General features: G+C 73.4%; 20 protein-coding genes. 6 read left to right on the top strand and 14 right to left on the bottom strand.

Annotation, left to right across the window (positions count from 1 at the left end):
* Positions 1 to 16 precede the first annotated feature (16 nt).
* The 7 genes from AB0O36_RS26030 to AB0O36_RS26060 all read right to left on the bottom strand — a co-directional run bounded on the left by AB0O36_RS26030 (position 17) and on the right by AB0O36_RS26060 (position 6,298).
* Positions 17 to 796: an exodeoxyribonuclease III gene (locus AB0O36_RS26030; RefSeq protein ID WP_365114588.1), complete on the bottom strand. Its 780-nt coding sequence runs from the start codon at positions 794 to 796 to the stop codon at positions 17 to 19.
* Positions 797 to 826: 30 nt separating this feature from the next.
* Complete coding sequence (locus tag AB0O36_RS26035) at positions 827 to 1,459, bottom strand: MBL fold metallo-hydrolase (protein WP_365114590.1); 633 nt, start codon at positions 1,457 to 1,459, stop codon at positions 827 to 829.
* 28 nt (positions 1,460 to 1,487) lie between these two features.
* Complete coding sequence (locus AB0O36_RS26040) at positions 1,488 to 2,051, bottom strand: hypothetical protein (RefSeq protein WP_365114646.1); 564 nt, start codon at positions 2,049 to 2,051, stop codon at positions 1,488 to 1,490.
* A gap of 110 nt (positions 2,052 to 2,161) precedes the next feature.
* Complete coding sequence (locus tag AB0O36_RS26045; RefSeq protein ID WP_365114592.1) at positions 2,162 to 3,340, bottom strand: ROK family glucokinase; 1,179 nt, start codon at positions 3,338 to 3,340, stop codon at positions 2,162 to 2,164.
* A complete protein-coding gene (locus AB0O36_RS26050; RefSeq protein ID WP_365114593.1) occupies positions 3,337 to 4,233 on the bottom strand; it encodes an ATP-binding cassette domain-containing protein in 897 nt (298 codons plus the stop codon). The genes AB0O36_RS26045 and AB0O36_RS26050 overlap by 4 nt, the downstream gene beginning before the upstream one ends.
* Entirely contained in the window at positions 4,230 to 5,291 is a 1,062-nt protein-coding gene (locus AB0O36_RS26055) for an ABC transporter permease (protein WP_365114595.1), read from the bottom strand. Before AB0O36_RS26055 ends, AB0O36_RS26050 begins: the two co-directional genes overlap by 4 nt.
* The gene (locus AB0O36_RS26060) at positions 5,288 to 6,298 is read right to left on the bottom strand and encodes a sugar ABC transporter substrate-binding protein (RefSeq protein ID WP_365114597.1); all 1,011 of its coding nucleotides are present in this window, start codon (positions 6,296 to 6,298) and stop codon (positions 5,288 to 5,290) included. Before AB0O36_RS26060 ends, AB0O36_RS26055 begins: the two co-directional genes overlap by 4 nt.
* 308 nt (positions 6,299 to 6,606) lie before the next feature.
* Between AB0O36_RS26060 and AB0O36_RS26065 the strand changes: the two genes are divergently transcribed.
* Complete coding sequence (locus tag AB0O36_RS26065; RefSeq protein WP_365114599.1) at positions 6,607 to 7,611, top strand: Gfo/Idh/MocA family oxidoreductase; 1,005 nt, start codon at positions 6,607 to 6,609, stop codon at positions 7,609 to 7,611.
* Positions 7,612 to 7,748: 137 nt separating this feature from the next.
* Here AB0O36_RS26065 and AB0O36_RS26070 read toward each other — a convergent pair whose 3' ends face one another.
* From AB0O36_RS26070 to AB0O36_RS26080, 3 genes are all read right to left on the bottom strand, one after another.
* A complete protein-coding gene (locus AB0O36_RS26070; RefSeq protein WP_365114601.1) occupies positions 7,749 to 8,981 on the bottom strand; it encodes a cytochrome P450 in 1,233 nt (410 codons plus the stop codon).
* Between the two features lie 107 nt (positions 8,982 to 9,088).
* Complete coding sequence (locus AB0O36_RS26075) at positions 9,089 to 9,424, bottom strand: hypothetical protein (protein ID WP_365114603.1); 336 nt, start codon at positions 9,422 to 9,424, stop codon at positions 9,089 to 9,091.
* A gap of 166 nt (positions 9,425 to 9,590) precedes the next feature.
* Positions 9,591 to 10,214, bottom strand: coding sequence for a dihydrofolate reductase family protein (locus AB0O36_RS26080; protein ID WP_365114605.1), 624 nt, complete (start codon positions 10,212 to 10,214; stop codon positions 9,591 to 9,593).
* A 218-nt stretch (positions 10,215 to 10,432) separates the two neighbouring features.
* Between AB0O36_RS26080 and AB0O36_RS26085 the strand changes: the two genes are divergently transcribed.
* Both AB0O36_RS26085 and AB0O36_RS26090 read left to right on the top strand, forming a co-directional pair.
* Entirely contained in the window at positions 10,433 to 12,127 is a 1,695-nt protein-coding gene (locus AB0O36_RS26085; protein ID WP_365114607.1) for a serine/threonine-protein kinase, read from the top strand.
* A 99-nt stretch (positions 12,128 to 12,226) separates the two neighbouring features.
* Positions 12,227 to 12,958: a 3-oxoacyl-ACP reductase family protein gene (locus tag AB0O36_RS26090; RefSeq protein ID WP_365114609.1), complete on the top strand. Its 732-nt coding sequence runs from the start codon at positions 12,227 to 12,229 to the stop codon at positions 12,956 to 12,958.
* 188 nt (positions 12,959 to 13,146) lie between these two features.
* Here the strand turns inward: AB0O36_RS26090 and alc are convergent, their stop codons facing one another.
* Together alc and allB are read right to left on the bottom strand one after the other, a co-directional pair.
* On the bottom strand, positions 13,147 to 14,265 hold the full coding sequence (gene alc / locus AB0O36_RS26095) for an allantoicase (protein WP_365114611.1): 1,119 nt from the start codon (positions 14,263 to 14,265) through the stop codon (positions 13,147 to 13,149).
* Between the two features lie 2 nt (positions 14,266 to 14,267).
* The gene (gene allB / locus AB0O36_RS26100) at positions 14,268 to 15,608 is read right to left on the bottom strand and encodes an allantoinase AllB (protein WP_365114613.1); all 1,341 of its coding nucleotides are present in this window, start codon (positions 15,606 to 15,608) and stop codon (positions 14,268 to 14,270) included.
* Between the two features lie 328 nt (positions 15,609 to 15,936).
* Here allB and AB0O36_RS26105 point away from each other — a divergent pair, with 328 nt between their 5' ends.
* Entirely contained in the window at positions 15,937 to 16,740 is an 804-nt protein-coding gene (locus tag AB0O36_RS26105; protein ID WP_365114615.1) for an IclR family transcriptional regulator, read from the top strand.
* Positions 16,741 to 16,995: 255 nt separating this feature from the next.
* Here the strand turns inward: AB0O36_RS26105 and AB0O36_RS26110 are convergent, their stop codons facing one another.
* Positions 16,996 to 17,709 carry an ABC transporter ATP-binding protein gene (locus AB0O36_RS26110; protein WP_365114617.1) on the bottom strand — a complete coding sequence of 238 codons (714 nt, stop codon included), beginning with the start codon at positions 17,707 to 17,709 and terminating at the stop codon, positions 16,996 to 16,998.
* Positions 17,706 to 18,788 (bottom strand): FtsX-like permease family protein, encoded by a 1,083-nt coding sequence (locus AB0O36_RS26115; RefSeq protein WP_365114619.1) that lies wholly within the window; start codon positions 18,786 to 18,788, stop codon positions 17,706 to 17,708. The genes AB0O36_RS26110 and AB0O36_RS26115 overlap by 4 nt, the downstream gene beginning before the upstream one ends.
* Before the next feature lie 134 nt (positions 18,789 to 18,922).
* On the opposite strand from AB0O36_RS26115, the gene AB0O36_RS26120 reads away from it, so the two are divergent.
* Entirely contained in the window at positions 18,923 to 20,212 is a 1,290-nt protein-coding gene (locus AB0O36_RS26120; protein WP_365114621.1) for a sensor histidine kinase, read from the top strand.
* Positions 20,209 to 20,862: a response regulator transcription factor gene (locus tag AB0O36_RS26125; RefSeq protein ID WP_365114623.1), complete on the top strand. Its 654-nt coding sequence runs from the start codon at positions 20,209 to 20,211 to the stop codon at positions 20,860 to 20,862. Before AB0O36_RS26120 ends, AB0O36_RS26125 begins: the two co-directional genes overlap by 4 nt.
* The last annotated feature ends 30 nt before the right edge of the window (positions 20,863 to 20,892 follow it).

Raw genomic sequence — 20,892 nt, forward strand, 5'->3', positions numbered from 1 at the left:
AGCCTCCAGCGTCGCATCAGACGTCGAGATCGACAACGACCGGCGCGTGGTCCGATGCGCCCTTGCCCTTCCGCTCCTCGCGGTCGACGTAGGCGTCCTTGACCGCCTTGGCGAACGGCTCGTTGCCGTAGACCAGGTCGATGCGCATGCCCTTGTTCTTCGGGAAGCAGAGCTGGCGGTAGTCCCAGTACGTGTACGGGCGGTCGTACTTCAGCGGCCGGGGCACCACGTCGGACAGGCCGGCGTTGCGCAGCGCCTCCAGGGCGGCCCGCTCGGCCGGGGTGACATGGGTGAGGCCCTCGAAGACCGCCGGGTCGTAGACGTCCTCGTCGGTCGGGGCCACGTTGAAGTCGCCGAGCACGGCGAACGGGCGCGGGCCGGCCGCGTCCTCGGCGACCGCCTCGGCCAGCACGCGGAACCACTCCAGCTTGTAGCCGTAGTGATCGTGCTCGACCTCGCGGCCGTTGGGGACGTAGACCGACCAGAGGCGGACCCCGCCGCAGGTGGCGGAGACCGCACGCGGCTCGTCGGCCCCCTCGTAGAGCGGGCCGCCGGGGAGGCCGGTCACCACGTCCTCCAGGCCGACCCGGGAGAGCAGGGCGACACCGTTCCACCGGCCGGTGGCGTTGACCGCGGCCTCGTACCCCAGCTCGCGCAGCGCGTCGTACGGGAACTGCTCGGCGGAGCACTTGGTCTCCTGGATGCACAGGGCGTCCGTGCCGGAGCTCTCCAGCCAGGCCAGCAGCCGCGGCAGCCGGGCGGTGATCGAGTTGACGTTGAACGTGGCGATACGCATGCCGACCAACCTACCGCCCGGCACCGACAGTCACAGGTCGGCGCTCTCCCCCGCGCTCATCCGGCCGTGCGGGGCCCCGCCCAGGTTGTGCAGTGCGGTGTCGTAGATCGGGCGGGCGATGTCGGCCAGGTAGGCGTCGTGGATGTCGATCGCGCGGGCCGGCTTGACCTCGCGAACGTAGTCGATCACCTCCGCGATCTTGTTCCACGGCGCGTGCACCGGGAGCATCAGGGTCTCCACCGGGGCGCCGGGCACGGTCAGCGCGTCCCCGGGGTGGAACAGGGAGCCCTCCACCAGGTAGCCGACGTTGGTGACGCGCGGGATGTCCGGGTGGATCACGGCGTGCAGCTCGCCGTGCACCCGGACGTCGAACCCGGCGGCGGTGAAGGCGTCGCCGTGGCCGACGGTGTGCACCCGCCCCGGGTAGGCGGGCGCGAGCCGCTCGGCGACGCTGCGCAGGGTCCACAGTCCGGCGGCCGGGTTGGCGTCGAGGGCGGCCCGCAGGCGGCCCTCCTCGAAGTGGTCGGGGTGCTCGTGCGTGACCAGCAGGGCGTCGGCCCCGAGTCCCGCGTCCGGCTCGCTGAAGGCACCCGGGTCGATGACGAGCACGCGCCCGTCCTTCTCCAGCTGGATGCAGGAGTGCAGCTTCTTGGTGAGCTTCATGATCCCCAGGGTAGGGAGTCCCCGGGCGTCACGGGGTGGCGGTCGACACCACGTAGACCCGCGGCTTGGCCGGGTCGGTCAGGTCCACCGTGACGTCCTGGGTGGGCCGGGGGTCGGGCTGGTCGTGGGTGGTGCCGTACCAGTGGCGGTCCGGGGCCCAGCTCCAGCCGGCCACGTGGGCGTCCCGCTCGCCGACGGACACGCCGGGGGTGAGCTCGGACCGGCTGCTGCCGATGGCCTTGAGGAAGAAGTCCAGGTCGACGGGGTTGGTGGTGAACTGCACGTACAGCCGGCTGGTGCGCCAGTTGTTGGTCTCGTAGAAGCCCACCCCGGAGGACCAGTCCGGCACCGGCACCTCGTAGATGCTCCGCTGTACCCGGGACGGCCAGCCGGAGCGCACCTGGTGGGCGGCCACCTTGGCCTCCTTGTCCCGGCCGCTGCTGCGGCTCTGCTCGGCGGAGACCACCAGGTAGCCGGCCGGGACGCCGATCAGCAGCACGATGATGATCGCGGTGAGCCAGCGGCGCCGGACGACGTGCCGGCGGTCCTCGGCGGGCGGGCCGCCGTCGGCGGGCGCGCCCTGGCGGGGCACGGCCGGCCGGCCGCCCTGCGCGGTGGTGGCCTGCGCGGCGCCGGCCGGGGCGGCCTGCGCCGGGGTGGCCGGGGTGGTCTGCGGAGTGCTCGGCGGGGTGGTCGGCGGGGTCAATGCGGTTCCTGTTCCTCGGGCGGCCGGTCGGTGCGGCCGGGCCGGTCGGCGCCGAGCCGGCCCATGTAGCGTTCGTAGCGCTCGTACCGTTCGACGCGGCGGCGCTTGGCCCGCCGGAAGCGGCGGGCGACCAGCCGGGCCAGGTCGGCGGCGCCGACCATACCGGCCTCGGGGCCCAGCTGGGCCTTGGCGATACGGGCCTCCGGCCGGTAGCCGCGGCCGGTGAGGTGGCGCCGGAAGGCGTCCCGGGCCGGGCCGATGAGCAGGTCGTCGGCCGCGCTGACGCCGCCGCCGATGACGAAGCAGGACGGGTCCAGGGCCGCGGCCAGGTTGGCGATGCCGACGCCCAGCCACTGCCCGATGTCCTGCAGCAGCTCCACGCACATGGCGTCGCCCTCGCGGGCCAGCTCGGTGATCAGGGGCCCGGTGATCTCGGGGACGTTCCCGCCGACCCGGGCGATGATGTTGTACGCCACCGGGGAGTCGGCGGCGGCCAGCTCGCGGGCCTCGCGCACCAGGGCGTTCCCGGAGCTGTACTGCTCCCAGCAGCCGCGGTTGCCGCACGGGCAGCGGTGCCCGCCGGGCACCACCTGCATATGGCCGAACTCTCCGGCCACGCCGAACTTGCCCCGCTTGACCTGCCCGTCCTCCAGGATCGCGCCGCCGATGCCGGTCCCCAGGGTGATCATCACCAGGTGGTCCTCGCCGCGGCCGGCGCCGAACCGCCACTCCGCCCAGGCGGCGGTGTTCGCGTCGTTGTCGACCATCACGGGGACGGCCAGCCGGGACTGCAGGGCGTCGCGCAGCGGCTCGTCGCGCCAGGCCAGGTGCGGGGCGAACAGCACCCGGGAGCGGTTGGCGTCGACCCAGCCGGCCGCGCCGATGCCGACGGCGTGCACGTCGTGCCGGTCGGACAGGTCCAGCACCAGCTCGGTGATGGTGTCCTCGACCACCTTGGGGCTCTTGGACTTGTCCGGGGTCTCGGTGCGGATCTTCTCCAGGATGGTGCCGTCCGCGTCCACCACGCCCGCCATCACCTTGGTGCCGCCGATGTCGATGCCGACGGTGGGGACGCGGGGAGCGGTCAGGTGCGAGCGCCGCTCGCGGGTCCCGGCGGTCCGCAGGACGGTGCCGCGCGCCGACCCGCGGTGCGTGAAGTCGCGGTACGTGCTCATCGAGTCCTGTCGTCCCTGTCGTCCCTGTCGTCGGCCGCGTCGCCGTCGAGGCCGGCCGTACTGCTCGATTCTGCCACCCGGGCCAGTTCGTGGCTCAGCTCCTCCAGCTCGCTGCCGCCCGCCATCTGCCGGGTGAGCTCGTCCAGGGTGATCGAGTCCCGGGTGTGCGAGCCCGCCATGACACCGCGTTTGAGCAGGACGAACCGGTCGCCGACCAGATGGGCGTGGTGCGGGTTGTGCGTGATGAGGACCACACCCAGTCCGGCGTCCCGGGCCGCCGCCACGTACTTGAGGACCACCCCGGACTGCTTCACGCCGAGCGCGGCCGTCGGCTCGTCGAGCACCAGCACCTTCGCGCCGAAGTACACGGCGCGGGCGATGGCCACGCACTGCCGTTCGCCGCCGGAGAGGGTGCCGATGGGCTGGTCCACGTCCCGCAGGTCGATGCCCATGCGGAGCAGCTCGGCGCGGGTGGTGCGGCGCATGTGGTCGACGTCGAGACGGCGGAAGGGCCCCCGGCCCTTGGTCGGCTCGGAGCCGAGGAAGAAGTTCCGCCAGACCGGCATCAGGGGGACCACGGCGAGGTCCTGGTAGACGGTGGCGATGCCGCGGTCCAGGGCGGCCCGCGGGTTGGCCAGGACCGTCTCCTCCCCCTCGATCTCGAAGGTGCCGGCGTCGTGCCGGTGCAGCCCCGCGATGATCTTGATGAGGGTGGACTTCCCGGCGCCGTTGTCGCCCAGTACGCAGGTGATCCCGCCGGCCGAGACCTCCAGGGAGACCCCTTCGAGGGCGCGGATGTTGCCGTAATACTTGCTGACGCCGGTCAGCCTGACCAGCGGGGCGCCGGTCTCCGCCGGCGTGGTGGTGCCCGTCTTCGCCGCCGTGCCGCTCATGCCCGTGCCTCCGCCCGCTTGCGCACCCATGCGTTCAGCAGGGTGGCCAGCAGCAGCATCCCGCCGAGGAAGAACTTGAACCAGTCGGGGTTCCACTGGGCGTAGACGATGCCGTTGCTGGTCATGCCGAAGATGAAGGCGCCGACCGCCGAGCCGATGGCGGAGCCGTAGCCGCCGGTCATCAGACAGCCGCCGATGACGGCGGCGATGATGTACAGGAACTCGTTGCCGACGCCCTCGCCGGACTGGACGACGTCGTACGAGAAGAGGATGTGCTGGCCTGAGATCCAGGCGCACAGGGCCACGCCCATGTACAGGCCGACGCGGGTGCGGACCACCGGCACGCCGACCGCCCGGGCCGCGTCGGCACCGCCGCCGACCGCGAAGATCCAGTTCCCGGCGCGGGTGCGCAGCAGGATCCAGGTGGCCACGGCGACCAGGGCCAGCCACCACAGGACGGTGACCTTGAGGGTGACGTCGCCGACGGTCCACTGGGAGGCGAAGAGGGCCTTGGCGGAGGGGAAGCCCTCCATGTCGGCGATGGACTTGGTGGAGACCGTGCCGCTGATCAGCTTGGTGAAGCCGAGGTTCAGGCCGGTCAGCATCAGGAAGGTGCCGAGGGTGATGATGAAGCTGGGCAGGCCGGTACGGGTCAGCATGACGCCGTTGAAGAAGCCGATGGCCAGCGTGACCAGGAGGGACACCGCCACGCCGACCCAGACGTTGGCGGTCATCTGGTAGCTGAACATGGAGCTGACCAGCGCCGAGGTGGTGACCATGACGCCCGCCGACAGGTCGAACTCGCCGCCGATCATCAGCAGCGCCACCGGGACCGCCATGATCCCGATGGTGGAGGCGGAGTAGAGGATCGTGCTCAGGCTGGAGGCCTGGAGGAAGCTGGGCGCGGCGATGGAGAAGAACACGAAGACGGCCGCGGCGCCGACGACCGCGCCGAGCTCGGGCCGGCCGAGCAGCCGCCGTACGAGCGACACGTGCGCGAGGCGTTCGTCGCGGGCGGCGGGGGCCGGGGCGGGCGGCGGGGCGGTGGCCGCGCTCATCGGCTCCCCCTCTTGATGAAGTCCTCCAGCTTCGCGGCCTCGTCCTCGGTGACGATCTGCGGGCCGGTCAGCACGGGGCGGCCGCCGCCGAGCGTGTTCGCGTTGTAGCGGTAGAGCCAGAGCAGGTCCACGGCCTCGTACCCCTGGAGGTAGGGCTGCTGGTCGACGGCGAAGCCGAGCTCGCCGGACTTCAGGCCGCGGGCCACGGAGTCGTTGAGGTCAAAGGTGTCCACCTCGGCCTTGCTGCCGGCGGCGTCCTTGGCCTTGACGGCGGTCGCCGCGAACGGCGCGCCGAGGGTGACCACGGCGTCCACGTCCGGTTCGGCCTGGAGCTTCGCCTGGACGGCCGCCTGGACGGAGGGCATGTTGGTGCCCTCGACGTACAGGTTCTCCATCGTGCCGGGGAAGGTCTTCTTCGCTCCGGCGCAGCGCTGCTCGTGGCCCACGTTGCCCTGCTCGTGCAGGACGCAGACGGCCTTCTTGCGGCCACGCTTGCCGAGCTCGGTGCCGACGGCCTCGCCGGCGATCTCCTCGTCCTGCCCGATGTGGGTCAGCGCCCCGTACTCCTTGGACTGCGCGGAGCCGGAGTTCACGGTGATCACCGGGATGCCGGCCTTCACGGCCTTGGCCAGCACGTCCTTGAGGGCCTCGGGCTTGGCGAGGCTGACGATGATCCCGTCGACCTTCTGGTCGATGAAGCCCTGGACGTACTGCGCCTGCTGCTGGGCCTGGTCGTCGTGGGCGTAGACGAAGTTGATGTTGTCCTTCGCCGCGGCCTCCTTGGCGCCCTTCTGCACGATGTCCCAGAAGGTGTCGCCGTCTCCCGCGTGGGTGATCATCGCGAAGGTCCAGCGCGGGGTGGAGACGGCCGGCCGGCCCTGCGCCGCCCTGGCCCGTTCCTCCGCGCGCTTGCCGCCGGTGCTGCTGCAGCCGGCGAGGGCGGTGACCCCCAGTGCCGCTGCGAGCACGGCGCCGGTCACGCGTGTCCCTGTCCCAACCCTGGTCACGTTCCCGTGCCGTCCCTTCGAGCCGTGTAGGCGGTGCATCCGACGGGTCCCGTGGGGCCCGTGGGTCCTGAGGATCCCGTGGATCCTGTGGGTCCTGTGGGTCCTGTGGATCCCGTGGGCCCCGTGGGTCCCACCGATCTCACGGATCTCATGGGTCGCACGGATCTCATGGGTCTCATGAGTTTCGCGGGTGCCGCGGATGCAAAGCCGGTCATTGTGGTGCCGGCCGCCCAGTATCCGCCACAGTGGACCATGAAGGGCCATCGGGGCAGATTGACAGGCGCCGCGCACCGCGTCACGTTGAGTCCATGCGCATCGGGATCATCGGTACGGGCCGGATCGGTTCGTTCCATGCGGCCGCGCTCGGCCGGCACCCGCAGGCGGGGTCCCTGCTCCTCGCCGACGCCGATCCGGTGCGGGCGGCGAAGGTGGCCGCCCGGCTGGGGGCGACCGCCGCGCCCGGCGTGGACCAGGTGTTCAGCTGGGGCGTGGACGCCGTGGTGGTGGCCAGTTCCACGGCCTCCCACCCCGAGCTGGTGGTCCGTGCCGTACGCGCCGGGCTGCCGGTGTTCTGCGAGAAGCCGGTGGCGCCCGACCTGGCCGGGACCCTGGCGGTGCTGCGGGAGGTGGCCTCGGCCGGCGGAGTGCTCCAGCTGGGGTTCATGCGGCGGTTCGACGCGGGCTACCGCACGGCCCGGGAGCTGGTGCGGTCCGGGGCACTGGGCCGGCTGCACACCGTACGGACCATGACCGCGGATCCGGCACCGCCGCCGGCCGGCTATCTGGAGACCTCCGGCGGCCTGTACCGGGACTGCCTGGTGCACGACTTCGACATGGTGCGGTGGGTGACCGGCCAGGAGGTCACCGAGGTGTACGCGGTGGGCTCGGACGCCGGTCCGCCGCAGTTCCGGGCGGCCGGTGACGTGGACACGGCCGCCTGTGTGCTCCGGCTCGACGGCGGGGCACTGGCGACCTGCTCCGGGACCCGGTGCAACGGTGCCGGGTACGACGTTCGGATGGAGCTGGCCGGGGAGCTGGACCAGGTCTCGTCCGGGCTGGACGACCGTACGCCGATCGCCTCGACCGAACCGCACGGGCCGCCGCCGGCACGGAAGCCGTGGACGGGCTTCCTGGAGCGGTTCGGGCCGGCGTACGAGGCGGAGCTGGCGGCGTTCGTCCGGCTGGTCCGCGGTGAGGGGAGCAATCCCTGCGACGGCCTCCAGGGGCTGGCGGCGCTGCGGGTCGCGGAGGCGTGCGAGATCTCGCGGCGGGAGCGGCGCGCGGTGGGCATGGCGGAGGTCCCGGACCTGTAGCGGCGCCGGGGGCGGCGCGACGGTGCCGGCCGCCCCCGGGTCGGCCCGCCGTGGTCGCGCCGCCTCCGCCATCCCCGCCCCCGCCGCCTCTGCCTCTGCCTCTGCCTCTGCCCCTGCCCCGGCCCCTGCCGTCCCCGCTACCAGCGGACCGGCAGGTGCTTCACGCCGCGGATGAGCGTGCCGGGGATCCACTCCGCCGGGGCGGCGTCCGTGTCCCGGGCCAGGCCGGGGAACCTCTCCAGCAGCGAGCGGATCGCGATCCGGCCCTCCATCCGGGCGAGCGGGGCGCCCAGGCAGAAGTGGATGCCGTGGCCGAAGGCCAGGTGGCCCTGGGGGGCGCGGCGGATGTCGAAGGTGTCGGGCACGGCGAACCGCTCCGGGTCGCGGTCCGCTCCGGCCAGCGACACGATCACGGCCTGGCCCGCGGGGATGCGGGTCCCGGCGAAGACGGTGTCCTCGGTGGTGAAGCGGGTGGTGGCGCTCTCGACCGGGCCGTCGTAGCGGAGGATCTCCTCCACGGCGCCGTCCAGCAGCCCCCAGTCGGCACGCAGGTCGGCGAGCTGGGCGGGGTGGTCGAGGAGGGCCCGTACGCCGTTGGAGATCAGGTTGACGGTGGTCTCGTGGCCGGCGACGAGCAGCAGGAAGGCCATGCCGATCAGCTCGTCGGGGGAGAGCCGGTCGCCGTCGTCCCCGGGTTCGCCGTCCCCTCCTCCCGCGCCACGCTTCAGATCCGCGTCACGTGTCCGGATCAGCGCGCTCATCAGGTCGTCGCCGGGGTTGCACCGCTTGTCCTCGATGAGCTCGGTCAGGTACGCGGACGCCTCCTCCAGCGCCCGGGAGGTGTTCTCGTAGGCCGTGGGCGCGACGATCTCGTTGGACCAGCGCCGGAACGGGCCGCGGTCGAGGTCGGGGACGCCCAGCAGCTCGCAGATCACCGTCATCGGGAGGGGGAAGGCGAGCTCCGGTATGAGGTCGGCGCGGCGGTCAGGATGGCCGGCCAGTTCCTCCAGGAGTTCGTCGGTGGTGCGCTGGACGAGGGGGCGGAGGGCCTCCACCCGGCGGCCGGTGAACTCGCGGGCGACCAGTTTGCGCAGGCGGGTGTGCCGGGGCGGGTCGGAGTCGAGCATGTGGTCGTTGGCGGGGCTCGGGACCAGCCCGACGAAGTAGCGGGAGGCGTCCCGCCAGTTCTTGGAGAAGGCGGGGTGGGTGAGGGCCTGGCGGGCCTCCTCGTGGCCCACGATCAGCCAGGCCCGGTTCCCGCCCGCGATGCTGATCCGGTGCACCGGCCCCGCCTCGCGCAGTTTCGCGTAGTACGGGTAAGGATTCTCGTTGAAGTCGGGTGCGAACGTGCTGATGTCCAGGCTGACCATGTGTGCTGTCCCTTCCCCGCCGCCGTTTCGGGCAGCGTAAGCAGCCGCTCAGCCGACGGGGTCGAGATCCGGACACGCGTGCGCACGGAGGGGTGGTGCCCACCGGACTACTGGGCGGCCGCCCCGTTGATCGCTGCGGCCACACCGTCGAACGGCCTGGGGCGCGGGCTCTTGTAGGTCTGCCAGTGGCGGGGCGGCCCGCACTGGCCGTCGATGCAAGTCACCCGGTACTTCTGGCTGTGCCCGACATAGACGTTGTGCGTGACGAACCCGTCGTCACGGTCCGGATTGGGGTACACGCGGGGCACGGCCCGGGCCGGGTGGGCGGTCGGGGAGGCCAGGGGCTGCGTGGCGGCTTCGGCCGAGGCGAGGGACAGGCTGCCCAGCGCCGCGGTGGTGGCGAGGGCGAGCAGGACGAGGTGTCGGGGCAGGCGCATGGACACGGCGGTGGTCCTTCGACGGTCTGGGGGGGGTGATGACGGCTGCGGTGCGGTCGCCCGGAGCAGCCGTCGCCTGTCCCTCCATTACGCTCCCCGGGGGCGCCGGGCACACGACCCGGAAAGCCGGGGCTTGACGGTGGGCGGTGCGCGTGAGCCGGTCTCGGCCGGCTCAGGAGCCGACGAGGCCGAACGTCGCGCGGCCCGCCGGCCGGTACGTGTGGATCGTCGTGCCCTTCTCCGTGGTGCGGTGCGCGACCAGTTCGCAGGCCGTGGGGAGGCCACCGGTCGGGAACAGCCGGCGGCCCGCGCCCAGGAAGACCGGGAAGACGAGCAGGTGGAACTCGTCCACCAGGTCACGGGCCAGCAGGTACTGCGCGAGCATGCCGCTGCCGTGGACCTGGAGCTCGCCGTCGAGCGCGTCCTTGATCCGGACGACCTCGGACTGGAGCTGCCCGCCGTCGACGACGGTGCTGTGCGCCCAGGACGCGTCCGCCGCCGTCAGCGTGCTGGAAGCGACGTACTTCGGCAGGGAGTTGAGCTTCGAGGAGACCGGGTCCCCGGGATCGTTGTGCTCCGGCCAGTACCCCGCGAAGATCTCGTACGTCCGCCGGCCGAGCAGGAACGCACCCGCCCGGTCGAAGACCTGGGTGATGAAGCCGCCGAACTCGTCGTCCAGGTAGGGGGCGACCCAGCCGCCGTACGCGAAGCCCCCGGTGGTGTCCTCCTCCGGGCCGCCGGGGGCCTGCATCACTCCGTCGAGGGTCACAAAGGTGGTGAGGGTCAGTCGGCCCATGGCTCCGCGCTCCTTGGTCTCGGTCGGGTTCCGTCCATCCGTTCAGACTCCCGCCCCGCCCGGAACTCATCGGTGCGGCGCGCGCGGACACCCGGCCGAATCCGGCCGATGCCGCACCTTAGGCTGCAGTCGGTCAACGACGGTTGACCACTACATCGATCACGACGGTCACGTCGATGACGTCGTTGACGTCGATTGCTTCGATCGGGGGGAGAGCGGTGGACAGCACGGCCGGGGTGTTCGGGGCCCTGAGGGCGGACGATCCGCAGGTGGTCGGCGGCTACCGGATCGCGGCCCGCCTCGGCGCGGGCGGCATGGGGCGGGTCTACCTGTCGCACACCCAGGGCGGCCGGCCGGTGGCGATCAAGGTGGTGCGGCCGGAGCTGGCCGAGGACCCGGCCTTCCGGCGGCGGTTCCGCCGCGAGGTGGAGGCGGCCCGCCGGGTCCGGGGCGCGTACACCGCCGAGCTGATCGACGCCGACACCGAGGGCGAGGTGCCCTGGCTGGCCACCCTGTACGTGCCCGGGCCCTCGCTGGCGGACGCCGTGGCGCTGCGCGGACCGCTGCCGGTGGAGGCGGTGCTGTGGCTGGTCGCCGGGGTGGCCGAGGCCCTGCAGGCGGTGCACGGCGCGGGCATCGTGCACCGGGACCTCAAGCCGTCGAACGTGCTGCTGGCCGCCGACGGCCCGCGCGTGATCGACTTCGGCATCTCGCTGGCCTCGGGCGTCAGTTCGCACACGGTCACGGGCGCCGCGATCGGCACGCCCCAGTTCATGGCCCCCGAGCAGGCCGCGGCCGGTGAGGTCACCGCGGCCACCGACGTCTTCGCGCTGGGCCAGACGGCGGCCTACGCGGCCCTGGGCGAACCGCTGTACGGCGACGGGCCCCACCTGAGCGTGCTGTTCCGGATCGTCCACGAGGAGCCGGACCTCTCCGCCCTGCCGCCGGCGCTCCGGCCGCTGTTCGCGCTGTGCCTGGCCGCCGATCCGGCGGACCGGGGCACCCCGGCCGAGATCGTGGAGTGGTGCCGCAAGCACCTGGGCGGGGGCGCCGACGGCGGGGGCGGCCCGGCCGTGTGGCGGGAGGTCATGGGGCCGGAGGTGGTCGTCCCCGGTCCGGTTCCGGATCCCACCCCCGTCGGTACGCTCGCGGCCGGCACCCTGCCGCAGGGGCCGTGGGCTCCCCCGGCGGCGGCACCTGCGGCGGCCGGGGCGCCGGACCGGCGCTCCCGCAGGCGGCGTACCGCGCTGATCGCCGCGGTGGCGGTGGCCGCCGGGGCGCTGCTGCTGACCGGGGCCGTCCTGACGGTGCGGGACGCGGCCGACCGGTTCCGGGACCGCGGCGCAGGGCCGTCGCAGTCGTCGGGTCAGAGTACGCAGCCGGGCGGTCAGGCGGTGCAGCCGGGCGGCCGGCAGTCGGGCGGCCGGACCGCGCAGCCGGGGACGGCCGACGGGTCGAAGGGCGGCGGGGCCCGGGCGTCCTCACCCGCGCCGGGCCCGTCCGGAGGGCCGCGGCCGGCCGCGTACCCCGTCCTCCTGCTGGACGCACGGAACTCGGCGGACATCAGGCAGTCCGGCACCCGCGACGACCGCTCCGGCGACATCCGCTTCACCTGCGAGGGCGAGAGCAAGGTGGGCTGCGCCCTGGAGAGTCCCGGCAGCACGTTCGCCATGCACTGGGTGGAGGACGGCGCCACCCTCGACAGCTGCCGCGCCGCCCTCGCCGTGGCCGACGCGCTCGGACAGTCCGCCGAGGAGGCGCGCAGGCTGCCGCTGGCCGGGGCGGCGGCCGGCAGCCAGATCTGCGTCCGCCACCCGTCGGGGGACATCGCCCTGCTCGTGGTCCGGACGAAGTCGACCGCACTGAAGCAAAGCGCCTTCGTGAACCTGGAGATGTCGGTCTGGCGGGTCTGAGCGGCCCGGAAACGCGAGGTCGGATTCCTGCCAGCGCGCAATTCCGCGCCCCTGTTCCATAGAACTCGTTGAACGGGCAACCAATCGCGAGGAGAGATCATGAACAGCAGGACCGCGGTGGTCACGGGCGGCAGCCGGGGCATCGGAGCGGCGATCGCGCTGCGGCTGGCCGAGGAGGGCATGGACGTCGCGATCACCTACGCCGGTAACGAGCAGGCCGCCGCCGATGTGGTCCGCCGGATCGAGGCCCTCGGCCGCCGGGGGTACGCCGTACGCGCCGACTCCGGCGACGCCGCCGAGGCCGCGGGCTCCGTGGAGTGGGCCGCGGACACCCTCGGCCGGCTCGACGTACTGGTCAACAACGCGGGGGTCGGGGTGCTCGGCCCGATCGGCGGGCTCAGCCTCGCCGACATCGACCGGGTGCTCGCCGTCAACGTCCGCGGCGCGTTCCTGTCCGCACAGGCCGCCTCGGAGCGGATGGGACCGGGCGGACGGATCGTCACCATCGGCAGCTGTATGACGCAGCGGGTGCCCGGTCCGGGCGGAACCCTGTACGCGATGAGCAAGTCGGCGCTGTCCGGCATGACCAAGGCGCTGGCCCGCGAGCTCGGCGGGCGCGGGATCACCGCGAACCTGGTGCACCCGGGGCCGGTGGACACCGACATGAACCCGGCGGACGGGCCGTACGCCAAGAGCCAGGCCGACATGACGGCGGTGGGCCGGTTCGGCCGGCCCGAGGAGGTCGCCTCGATGGTCGCCTACCTGGCGGGCGAGCAGGCGGCGTACGTCACCGGCGCCGAGTTCTCGGTGGACGGCGGCCACGCGGCCTGAGCGGGCGCACCGCCCGGCCGGCCACGGCGGTGGGGCACAGGGCCGTACGGCGTGCGGCGCGTGTCCGGAAAAGCCGACGGGGCGCACCCGAGCGGAATGCTCGGGTGCGCCCCACGGGCTGTCCGGGGCCGGTCGAGGACCCCAGTCCCCCGGAGGTGTCGGCCTCCGGGGACGTCGTCAGGGCAGCGTCAGCCGCCCAGCTCCTGGTTGCGGGCGGTCAGCGCGGCCGCGCCGTTCTCCGTCAGCGAGCCGAACAGGCGCAGCCGGGAGAAGCCGCCGTCCGGGTAGATGTCGATCCGGACGTGGGTGCCGACCGCCGGGGCGTCCAGCACGAACCGGTGGTTGGTGTCGGGCTGCAGGCGGGTCCGGGGCAGGAACTCCTGCCACTCGCCCTCCTCGCCGGTCTTGACCGAGAGGGAGGCCCAGCCGGCCGAGTTGCCCTTGAGGTAGGCGGTGTCGATCTCGACGGCGCGGATCTCGGACTCGGCGACCAGCTGGTAGCGGATCCAGTCGTTGCCGTTGTCACGGCGGCGGGCGGTCTCCCAGCCGTCGTCCATCTTGCGGGAGCGGCCCGGGTTGATGGTGTTGGTCGGCGGGGAGTAGAAGCGGTTCGACGCGTCCTGGACGGCGCCGCCGTTCTCCAGCGCGACCACGTCGAAGGAGCCGAGGGCCGCGAGCCACTTCGGGTCCGGGAGGACCTCGCCGTAGACGCGGAGGCGGGCGATGCCGCCGTCCGGGTGCTGGTTGACGCGCAGGTGCGTGAAGCGCTGCTCCACGGTGATCTCGAAGCCGTTGGCCGCGTGGCCGCCGACCGGGGTGCGGGCGACGATGGTCGTCCACTTCACGTCGTCGCCCTGGAGCTCCTCCGGGGTCGGCGCCAGGGCGCCCTCCCAGTTGGTGGCCTCGATGGAGACGGACTGCGGCATGTTGCCGCGGAAGTGGGCGGTGTCCACGACGATGCCGCGGATGACGCCGGGGGCGCCCAGGCGTACGAGCGCCCAGTCGTGGTCCTCGGCGGCCGGCCACGGGTGCTCGGCGGAGACGCCGCGGCGGCGGCGGGTCTCCCAGCCGTCCATGACCTTGCCCTTGTGCCCGAAGTCCTCGGGGTCGAAGTGCGCGGCCTCGGAGATCAGCAGGTTCTCGCGCTGGGCGAAGAACTCGTCGTTGGCGGCGATGACACCGGCGCCGAGCTCACGGGCGGCGAGGTTGGCGTACTGGGTGAACGGGAACTCGGCCGAGCGGTAGTCGGCGTACGGGTCGCCGCCTCCGTACGGGTTCGCGTTGCCGGTGAAGGAAGGGATCGCCACTTTCAGTTCTGCCTTTCGAGGAGGAGGCCGGTGGGCTCGGACGGGGTGCCGTGGTCGGCGATCTGCCGCCCCCGCAGCCAGGTGGACTTCACGACGCCGTGCAGGGTCTTGCCCGCGTACGCCGTGACCTGGTTGCGGTGGTGGAGCTCGGCCGGGTCCACAGTGAACGTTTCTTCAGGGGCCAGGACCGCGAAGTCGGCGTCACGGCCGGCCTCGATGGCGCCCTTCTGCGACAGGCCCGCGAGCCGGGCCGGGGCCGCGGACATCCAGCGGACGACGTCCTCCAGGGAGTGTCCGCGCTCGCGCGCCTCGGTCCAGATCGCCGGGAGGCCCAGCTGGAGGGAGGAGATGCCGCCCCACGCGGTGGAGAAGTCGTCGGTCTTCAGGTCCGCGGTGGAGGGCGAGTGGTCGGAGACGATGCAGTCGATGGTGCCGTCGGCGAGCGCGCCCCAGAGCAGGTCCTGGTTGGACGCCTCGCGGATGGGCGGGCAGCACTTGAACTCGCTGGCGCCGTCGGGCACTTCCTCGGCCGTCAGGGTGAGGTAGTGCGGGCAGGACTCGACGGTGATCTGCACGCCCTCGGCCCTGGCGGCGGCGATCAGCGGCAGCGCGTCGCTGGAGGACAGGTGCAGCACGTGCACCCGGGCGCCGAGCCGCTTGGCCTGGGCGATCAGGTTCTCGATCGCGGTGTTCTCGGCGTCGCGCGGGCGGGAGGCCAGGAAGTCGGAGTACTTCGGGCCGGGCACGACGGGCGCGGAGTCGAGGTGGTGCGGGTCCTCGGCGTGGACGATCATCAGCCCGCCGAAGCCGGCGACCTCGGCGAGGGAGGCGGCCAGCTGCTCCTGGTCGAGCTCGGGGAACTCGTCGACGCCGGAGGGCGAGAGGAAGCACTTGAAGCCGAAGACGCCGGCGTCGTGCAGCGGGCGCAGGTCCTTGACGTTGTCCGGCAGGGCACCGCCCCAGAAGCCGACGTCCACGTGGGCCTTCGCGCGCGCCACGTCCTGCTTCACGACCAGGTTGGCGGTCGTGGTGGTGGGCGGCAGCGAGTTGAGCGGCATGTCGAGGATCGTGGTGATGCCTCCGGCCGCGGCGGCGCGGGTGGCCGTCCAGAAGCCTTCCCACTCGGTGCGGCCCGGGTCGTTCACGTGGACGTGGGTGTCGACCAGGCCGGGCAGCAGGACGTCCTCGCCGAGGTCGACCAGGCGGGCACCGGCCGGCACCTCGGCATCGTGCGGCAGCACGGCCGCGATCTTCCCGCCGGCGACGGCCACCGAAGCGGCGCGCGTCCCCTCGGGGGTGATGACGCGCGTCGAGCGCAGTACCAGTTCCACGGCCTCGGACACCCGGAACCTCCCCATCTACTTCCACAGAGCGAAATTCAACGTTCTGTTGACGGAGTCTTCACCCCGATTCGTGACCAGTCAAGACCGCCCGGAGGGACTGCCCACATGCCGGAAGCGCTCTTGGAGGTTTCCACAGAATGGAATTAAGATTTCACTCTACAGAACGTAGGTACCGCCACGGGTAGTCCGGCAGGTACCGCCCGGAGGATGTCCACCACCCGGACAAACCCCCTCTGACCGGCAAGGACGCGATCTCCCCGGCACTAGGGCCGACGCCCGGCGCCGGGTAGGCTGCTTCCTTGCCTGCCAGCACCGAAAGGACCGCGCCGTGCCGACGTCCAGCGCCAGCACCACCGACGCTTCCGCCAAGACGCCCGCCGCAACCGGCGGCGTCCAGTCCCTCGAGCGCGCCTTCGATCTGCTCGAACGGATGGCCGACGCCGGGGGTGAGGTCGGTCTGAGCGAGCTCTCCGCCGCCAGTGGCCTGCCCCTGCCCACCATCCACCGTCTCATGCGCACCCTGGTCGCATGCGGCTACGTACGCCAGCAGCCCAACCGGCGGTACTCCCTGGGTCCGCGCCTGATCCGGCTCGGCGAGTCCGCCTCCCGCCTGCTCGGCACCTGGGCGCGGCCGTACCTCGCCAGGCTGGTCGAGGAGACCGGCGAGACGGCGAACATGGCGCTGCTCGACGGTGACGAGATCGTGTACGTCGCACAGGTGCCCTCCAAGCACTCCATGCGCATGTTCACCGAGGTCGGCCGCCGGGTGCTGCCGCACTCCACCGGCGTGGGCAAGGCCCTCCTGGCGCACACCCCGGCCGAGGAGGTCCGCGCGCTGCTGGCCCGTACCGGCATGCCCGCCGCCACCGAGAAGACCATCACCACGCCCGAGGGCTTCCTGGACGCCCTGGAGCAGGTCCGCAAGGCCGGCTACGCGGTGGACGACAACGAGCAGGAGATAGGCGTGCGCTGCCTGGCGGTGTCGGTGCCGAACTCGCCGACCGCGGCGGCGATCTCCATCTCGGGTCCGGCCGGCCGGGTCACCGAAGCGGTGGCGGAGTCCTTCGTGCCGATCCTGCAGGGCATCGCGGCCGAGCTGTCGGTGGCCCTCGCCAACCAGAACCCGGCGTAACCGTACGGACGTGCCGAAGGCCCCGTACGAGCCCCTGAGGGGGCCGTACGGGGCCTTCCGCACGTGCCGGGCCGTACGCGGGGCCCTCCGCACGGCCCGGGCCGTACGCGGCCTTCCGCACGGCCGGGGCTCCGGCCCCGCCCATTCGGCACGGCAGGGGCCCGGCCGCCCCTCCCCGGGCCGCCGGGCCCCGTCTCATCCGGCCGGGCGGCGCCGGAACCCCCCTGTGGCCCCCGCGCCGCCCCGCTCCGGTCCCTAGGCGGGTGCCGGAGCCGCCGCCGGGTCGGCGGGCCGGCTGCCCTCGGACAGCCGGCCGTCGGTCATCGTCACCGTGCGGTCGACGGCCGCCAGGTGCGACCGGTCGTGGGTGACCAGCACGGTCGCGGTGGAGCGCTCCCGGGTCAGGGTGGCCAGCAGGTCCAGCACGGCCGCACCGCGTTCGTGGTCCAGCGCGCTGGTCGGCTCGTCGACCAGCAGCACCGACGGTTCGTTCATCAGGGCGCGGGCTATGTTCACCCGCTGCCGCTGCCCGCCGGAGAGCTGGTGCGGGCGCCGGTCCGCCTTGTCCGCGAGGCCGACCGCCGCCAGCAGGTCCAGCGCACGGCGGCGCAGCTGCCGGGAGGGCCGCCGCCCGGACAGGTGGGTCATCACCTGGAGCTGCTCCGCCGCGGTCAGCGAGGGCAGCAGGTTGGGGTGCTGGAAGACGATCCCGATCCGGTCCCGGCGCAGCGCGGACTTCTCGGCGGCGGACAGCCCGGTGGTGTCCCGGCCCGCCACCACCACCCGCCCGGAGTCGGGCGTGACCAGCGTCGCGGCGACCGCGAGCAGGCTGGACTTGCCCGAGCCGGAGGGCCCGGCCACCGCGGTCATGGACCCCGCGGGCACGTCGAGGCGGACCCGGTCCAGTGCGGTGAGGCGGCCGTCGCCGTCCGGGTAGGTGAGGGTGACGTCGTCGACGAGGAGGGTCATCGGGCGCTCCCGAGAGCGGTCAGGGGATCGACGGCGGTGATCCTGCGGATGGACAGGGCCGCTCCGGCCGCGCCGAGCACGGTCATCACGGCGGCGGGGACCAGGACGGTGGGCACGTCCAGCACGAAGGGCACGTCGCCGCCGCTGACGACCGCCCCGAGGGCGGCGGCCAGCGCGGAGCCCAGGCCGGTGCCGGCGGCCAGCATGACCAGGGCCTGGCCCAGTGCGTCCCGCAGCAGGTACGGGGTGGACGCTCCGAGCGCCTTCAGCACCGCGACGTCGGCGCTGCGCTGGATCGTCCACACGGTGAAGAAGGCCCCGGTGACCAGGGCGGAGATGGCGAAGAGGAAGCCGCGCATCAGCTGCAGGGAGCTGTTCTCCGCCTGGTAGGAGCCGATGGCGGTGAGCGCCTCGCCGACGGCCTCGGTGCGGGTGCCCGCGGCCTCGTCGCCCGCGGAGACGTCCGCCGCGGACTCCAGGTCGAGGGCGATCACGGTCGCCAGGGTGCCGGCGGAGGTGTTCGCGCCGGCGATGCGCTGCCAGTCCTCAAGGTCCGCCCACACCACGGGGGTGTGGCTGTAGGCGGCGGTGCCGGAGACCCCCGCGACGGTCAGCTCCAGCGGGCCGATCCGGACCTTTCCGCCCTCGCGGACACCGCCGAGCTCCTTCGCCGCCTTCCCGGAGAGGACCACCCGGCCCGGGGCGGGCCGGCCGGGGGCGAGACCGGAGTCCGGCTCGACGCCGAAGACGGACACGGCGGCGGTGCGTTCACCGGCGGCCGCGTTGGTGGTGTGGATGCCGACGGGCGCCGCCGACCGCACGCCGCGGCGCCCGCGCCAGTCCAGCCATGCCTGCTCGGGCACCTGCGAGCCGGTGAACGACACCTTCCGGCCGCCCGGGGGCACGGCGAAAGCGAGGTGGGTGGCGGGCAGGCCGGTGACGGCGGAGACGTTCTCCCGGGCCAGGCCCGCGGTCAGGCCGGACAGCAGGCCCACGAGCAGTGTGATCAGGACGACGACGGCGCCCATGAGGGCGAAGCGGCCCTTGGCGAAGCGTAGGTCTCTCCATGCGACGAACATGATCCCCACCCTGCTCGCGGGTGTGGCGGCGAGGCATCGCGCCACGGGAGCGATCCTCGTATCGAAGGGACCGTGCCGACATCAAACTTTTGGTTGACCGGGCCCCGCGGGGGCCGTTCTAGGCTGTTCGGGTCATGTCTGTGCTTTCGCCCGCCCTCCCCGCCCCCTCCGGTGCCTCAGGTGCCCCACGTGCGCTGACCCCGGTCTCCCGGGTGCTGCGGCTCTGTCTGCACGCGCTGCTGCTCGGGCTGCTCGCGCTGGCCTGCGTACGGGCCCTGGCCGACCGGGCGCCCTGGGCCGGCGCCGCGGTCGCGGCCGCCGTGCTGCTGGCCGCCGTCTACGCGGCCGGCGTACGGGCCCCCGCCGTACGCCGCTCCCCGCGCGCGGCCGCGGTCTGGCTGGCCGCCCTCGGCGCGGCCTGGCTGGCCCTGCTGGCGGTCTCCCCCGACGGGCTGTGGATCGCCTTCCCGCTGTACTTCCTCCAGCTGCACCTGCTGCCGCTGCGCTGGGGCGTGGCCGCGGTCGGGGTCACGGCCGCCGCGGCCATCGGCGGCTTCCTCGCGCACAGCACGGCGGACGCGGTCACCCCGGGCGCGTTCCTGGGGCCGCTGCTGGGCGGGGCGGTGGCGGTCGCCACGGTCCTGGGCTACCAGGCGCTGTACCGGGAGAGCGAGCGGCGGCGCGAGCTGATCGACGAGCTGATCGCCACCCGGGCGGAGCTGGCCGCGGCGGAACGCGGGGCCGGGATCATGGCGGAACGGGAGCGGCTGGCCCGGGAGATCCACGACACCCTCGCCCAGGGGCTGTCGTCCATCCAGCTGCTGCTGCGCGCGGCCGAACGGTCCCTCTCCGAGGGCACCCCCGACCCGGGCGGCCCTCCCGCCGCGCCCTCCGATCCGGCGGCCGGGCCCGCGGCGGCCCTCGCACACATCGCGCGGGCCCGCGAGGCCGCCCAGGAGAACCTCGCCGAGGCCCGCCGGTTCGTCCGCGCCCTCACCCCGCCCGACCTCGCGCAGGGCTCGCTGGCCGCCGCCCTGGAGCGGCTGTGCTCGGCCGCGCCGGGGCTCCGGGCGCAGTTCTCGGTCAGCGGCGGCCCGGTGCCGCTGCCCACCCCCTACGAGGTGGCCATGCTGCGGATCGCCCAGTCGGCGCTGGCCAACGTGGTGCGGCACGCGGGGGCCGGACGCGCCGGGATCACCCTCACCTTCATGGACTCCTCGGTCAGCCTGGACGTCGTCGACGACGGCCGCGGCTTCGACCCGGACTCGGCGGCCGCCTCCGACGACGGGGGCTTCGGCCTGCCGGCCATGCGCTCCCGGGCCGAGTCGCTGGGCGGCACCTTCACCGTGGAGTCCGCCCCCGGCCAGGGCACCGCCGTGGCCGTCACCCTGCCCCTGCCGCTGCCCGTGGAGGCCCCCCGATGACGAACCGGCCCGACCGGCCGATCCGGCTGCTGCTCGCCGACGACCACCCGGTCGTACGGGCCGGGCTGCGCGCCGTACTGGACACCGAGCCCGGCTTCGCCGTGGTGGCGGAGGCCGCGACCGCCGAGCGGGCGGTGGAACTGGCCGCGTCGGAGGAGGCGGCCGTGGACGTGGTGCTGATGGACCTGCAGTTCGGGGCCGGAATGCACGGCTCCGAGGCGACGGCGGCGATCACCGCGCGCCCGGGCGCGCCCCGGGTCCTCGTGCTGACCACGTACGACACGGACGCGGACATCCTGGCCGCGGTGGAGGCCGGCGCCTCGGGCTACCTGCTCAAGGACGCCCCGCCGGAGGAGCTGGCGGCGGCGGTGCGGACCGCCGCCGCCGGGCAGTCGGCGCTGGCGCCGGCGGTGGCGCTGCGGCTGATGGACCGGATGCGGACGCCGGCGGAGGCGCTGACCAAGCGGGAGCTGGAGGTGCTCCAGCTGGTCGCGGACGGCCTGTCGAACCTGCAGATCTCCAAGCGGCTGTTCCTGAGCCAGGCCACGGTCAAGTCCCATCTGGTGCACATCTACGCCAAGCTGGGCGTCGACTCCCGCACGGCCGCGGTGGCCGCAGCCGGGACCCGCCGCCTGATCCGCACGCCGTAGCTCCGCCGCACCCGCCCGGCGGCGGGGTAC

Origin of the sequence: Streptomyces sp. NPDC089799 (assembly GCF_040684755.1) — a bacterium.
Lineage (GTDB): Bacteria > Actinomycetota > Actinomycetes > Streptomycetales > Streptomycetaceae > Streptomyces.

Bases quoted from the DNA above. Each gene is read 5' to 3' on its own strand.
- AB0O36_RS26090 (WP_365114609.1), top strand. From the start codon at position 12,227: ATGAACAGCAGGACCGCGGTGGTCACGGGCGGCAGCCGGGGCATCGGA.
- AB0O36_RS26035 (WP_365114590.1), bottom strand. From the start codon at position 1,459: ATGAAGCTCACCAAGAAGCTGCACTCCTGCATCCAGCTGGAGAAGGAC.
- AB0O36_RS26055 (WP_365114595.1), bottom strand. From the start codon at position 5,291: ATGAGCGCGGCCACCGCCCCGCCGCCCGCCCCGGCCCCCGCCGCCCGC.
- AB0O36_RS26030 (WP_365114588.1), bottom strand. From the start codon at position 796: ATGCGTATCGCCACGTTCAACGTCAACTCGATCACCGCCCGGCTGCCG.
- AB0O36_RS26065 (WP_365114599.1), top strand. From the start codon at position 6,607: ATGCGCATCGGGATCATCGGTACGGGCCGGATCGGTTCGTTCCATGCG.
- AB0O36_RS26125 (WP_365114623.1), top strand. From the start codon at position 20,209: ATGACGAACCGGCCCGACCGGCCGATCCGGCTGCTGCTCGCCGACGAC.
- AB0O36_RS26050 (WP_365114593.1), bottom strand. From the start codon at position 4,233: ATGAGCGGCACGGCGGCGAAGACGGGCACCACCACGCCGGCGGAGACC.
- AB0O36_RS26070 (WP_365114601.1), bottom strand. From the start codon at position 8,981: ATGGTCAGCCTGGACATCAGCACGTTCGCACCCGACTTCAACGAGAAT.
- AB0O36_RS26120 (WP_365114621.1), top strand. From the start codon at position 18,923: ATGTCTGTGCTTTCGCCCGCCCTCCCCGCCCCCTCCGGTGCCTCAGGT.
- AB0O36_RS26110 (WP_365114617.1), bottom strand. From the start codon at position 17,709: ATGACCCTCCTCGTCGACGACGTCACCCTCACCTACCCGGACGGCGAC.
- AB0O36_RS26080 (WP_365114605.1), bottom strand. From the start codon at position 10,214: ATGGGCCGACTGACCCTCACCACCTTTGTGACCCTCGACGGAGTGATG.
- AB0O36_RS26115 (WP_365114619.1), bottom strand. From the start codon at position 18,788: ATGTTCGTCGCATGGAGAGACCTACGCTTCGCCAAGGGCCGCTTCGCC.
- AB0O36_RS26045 (WP_365114592.1), bottom strand. From the start codon at position 3,340: ATGAGCACGTACCGCGACTTCACGCACCGCGGGTCGGCGCGCGGCACC.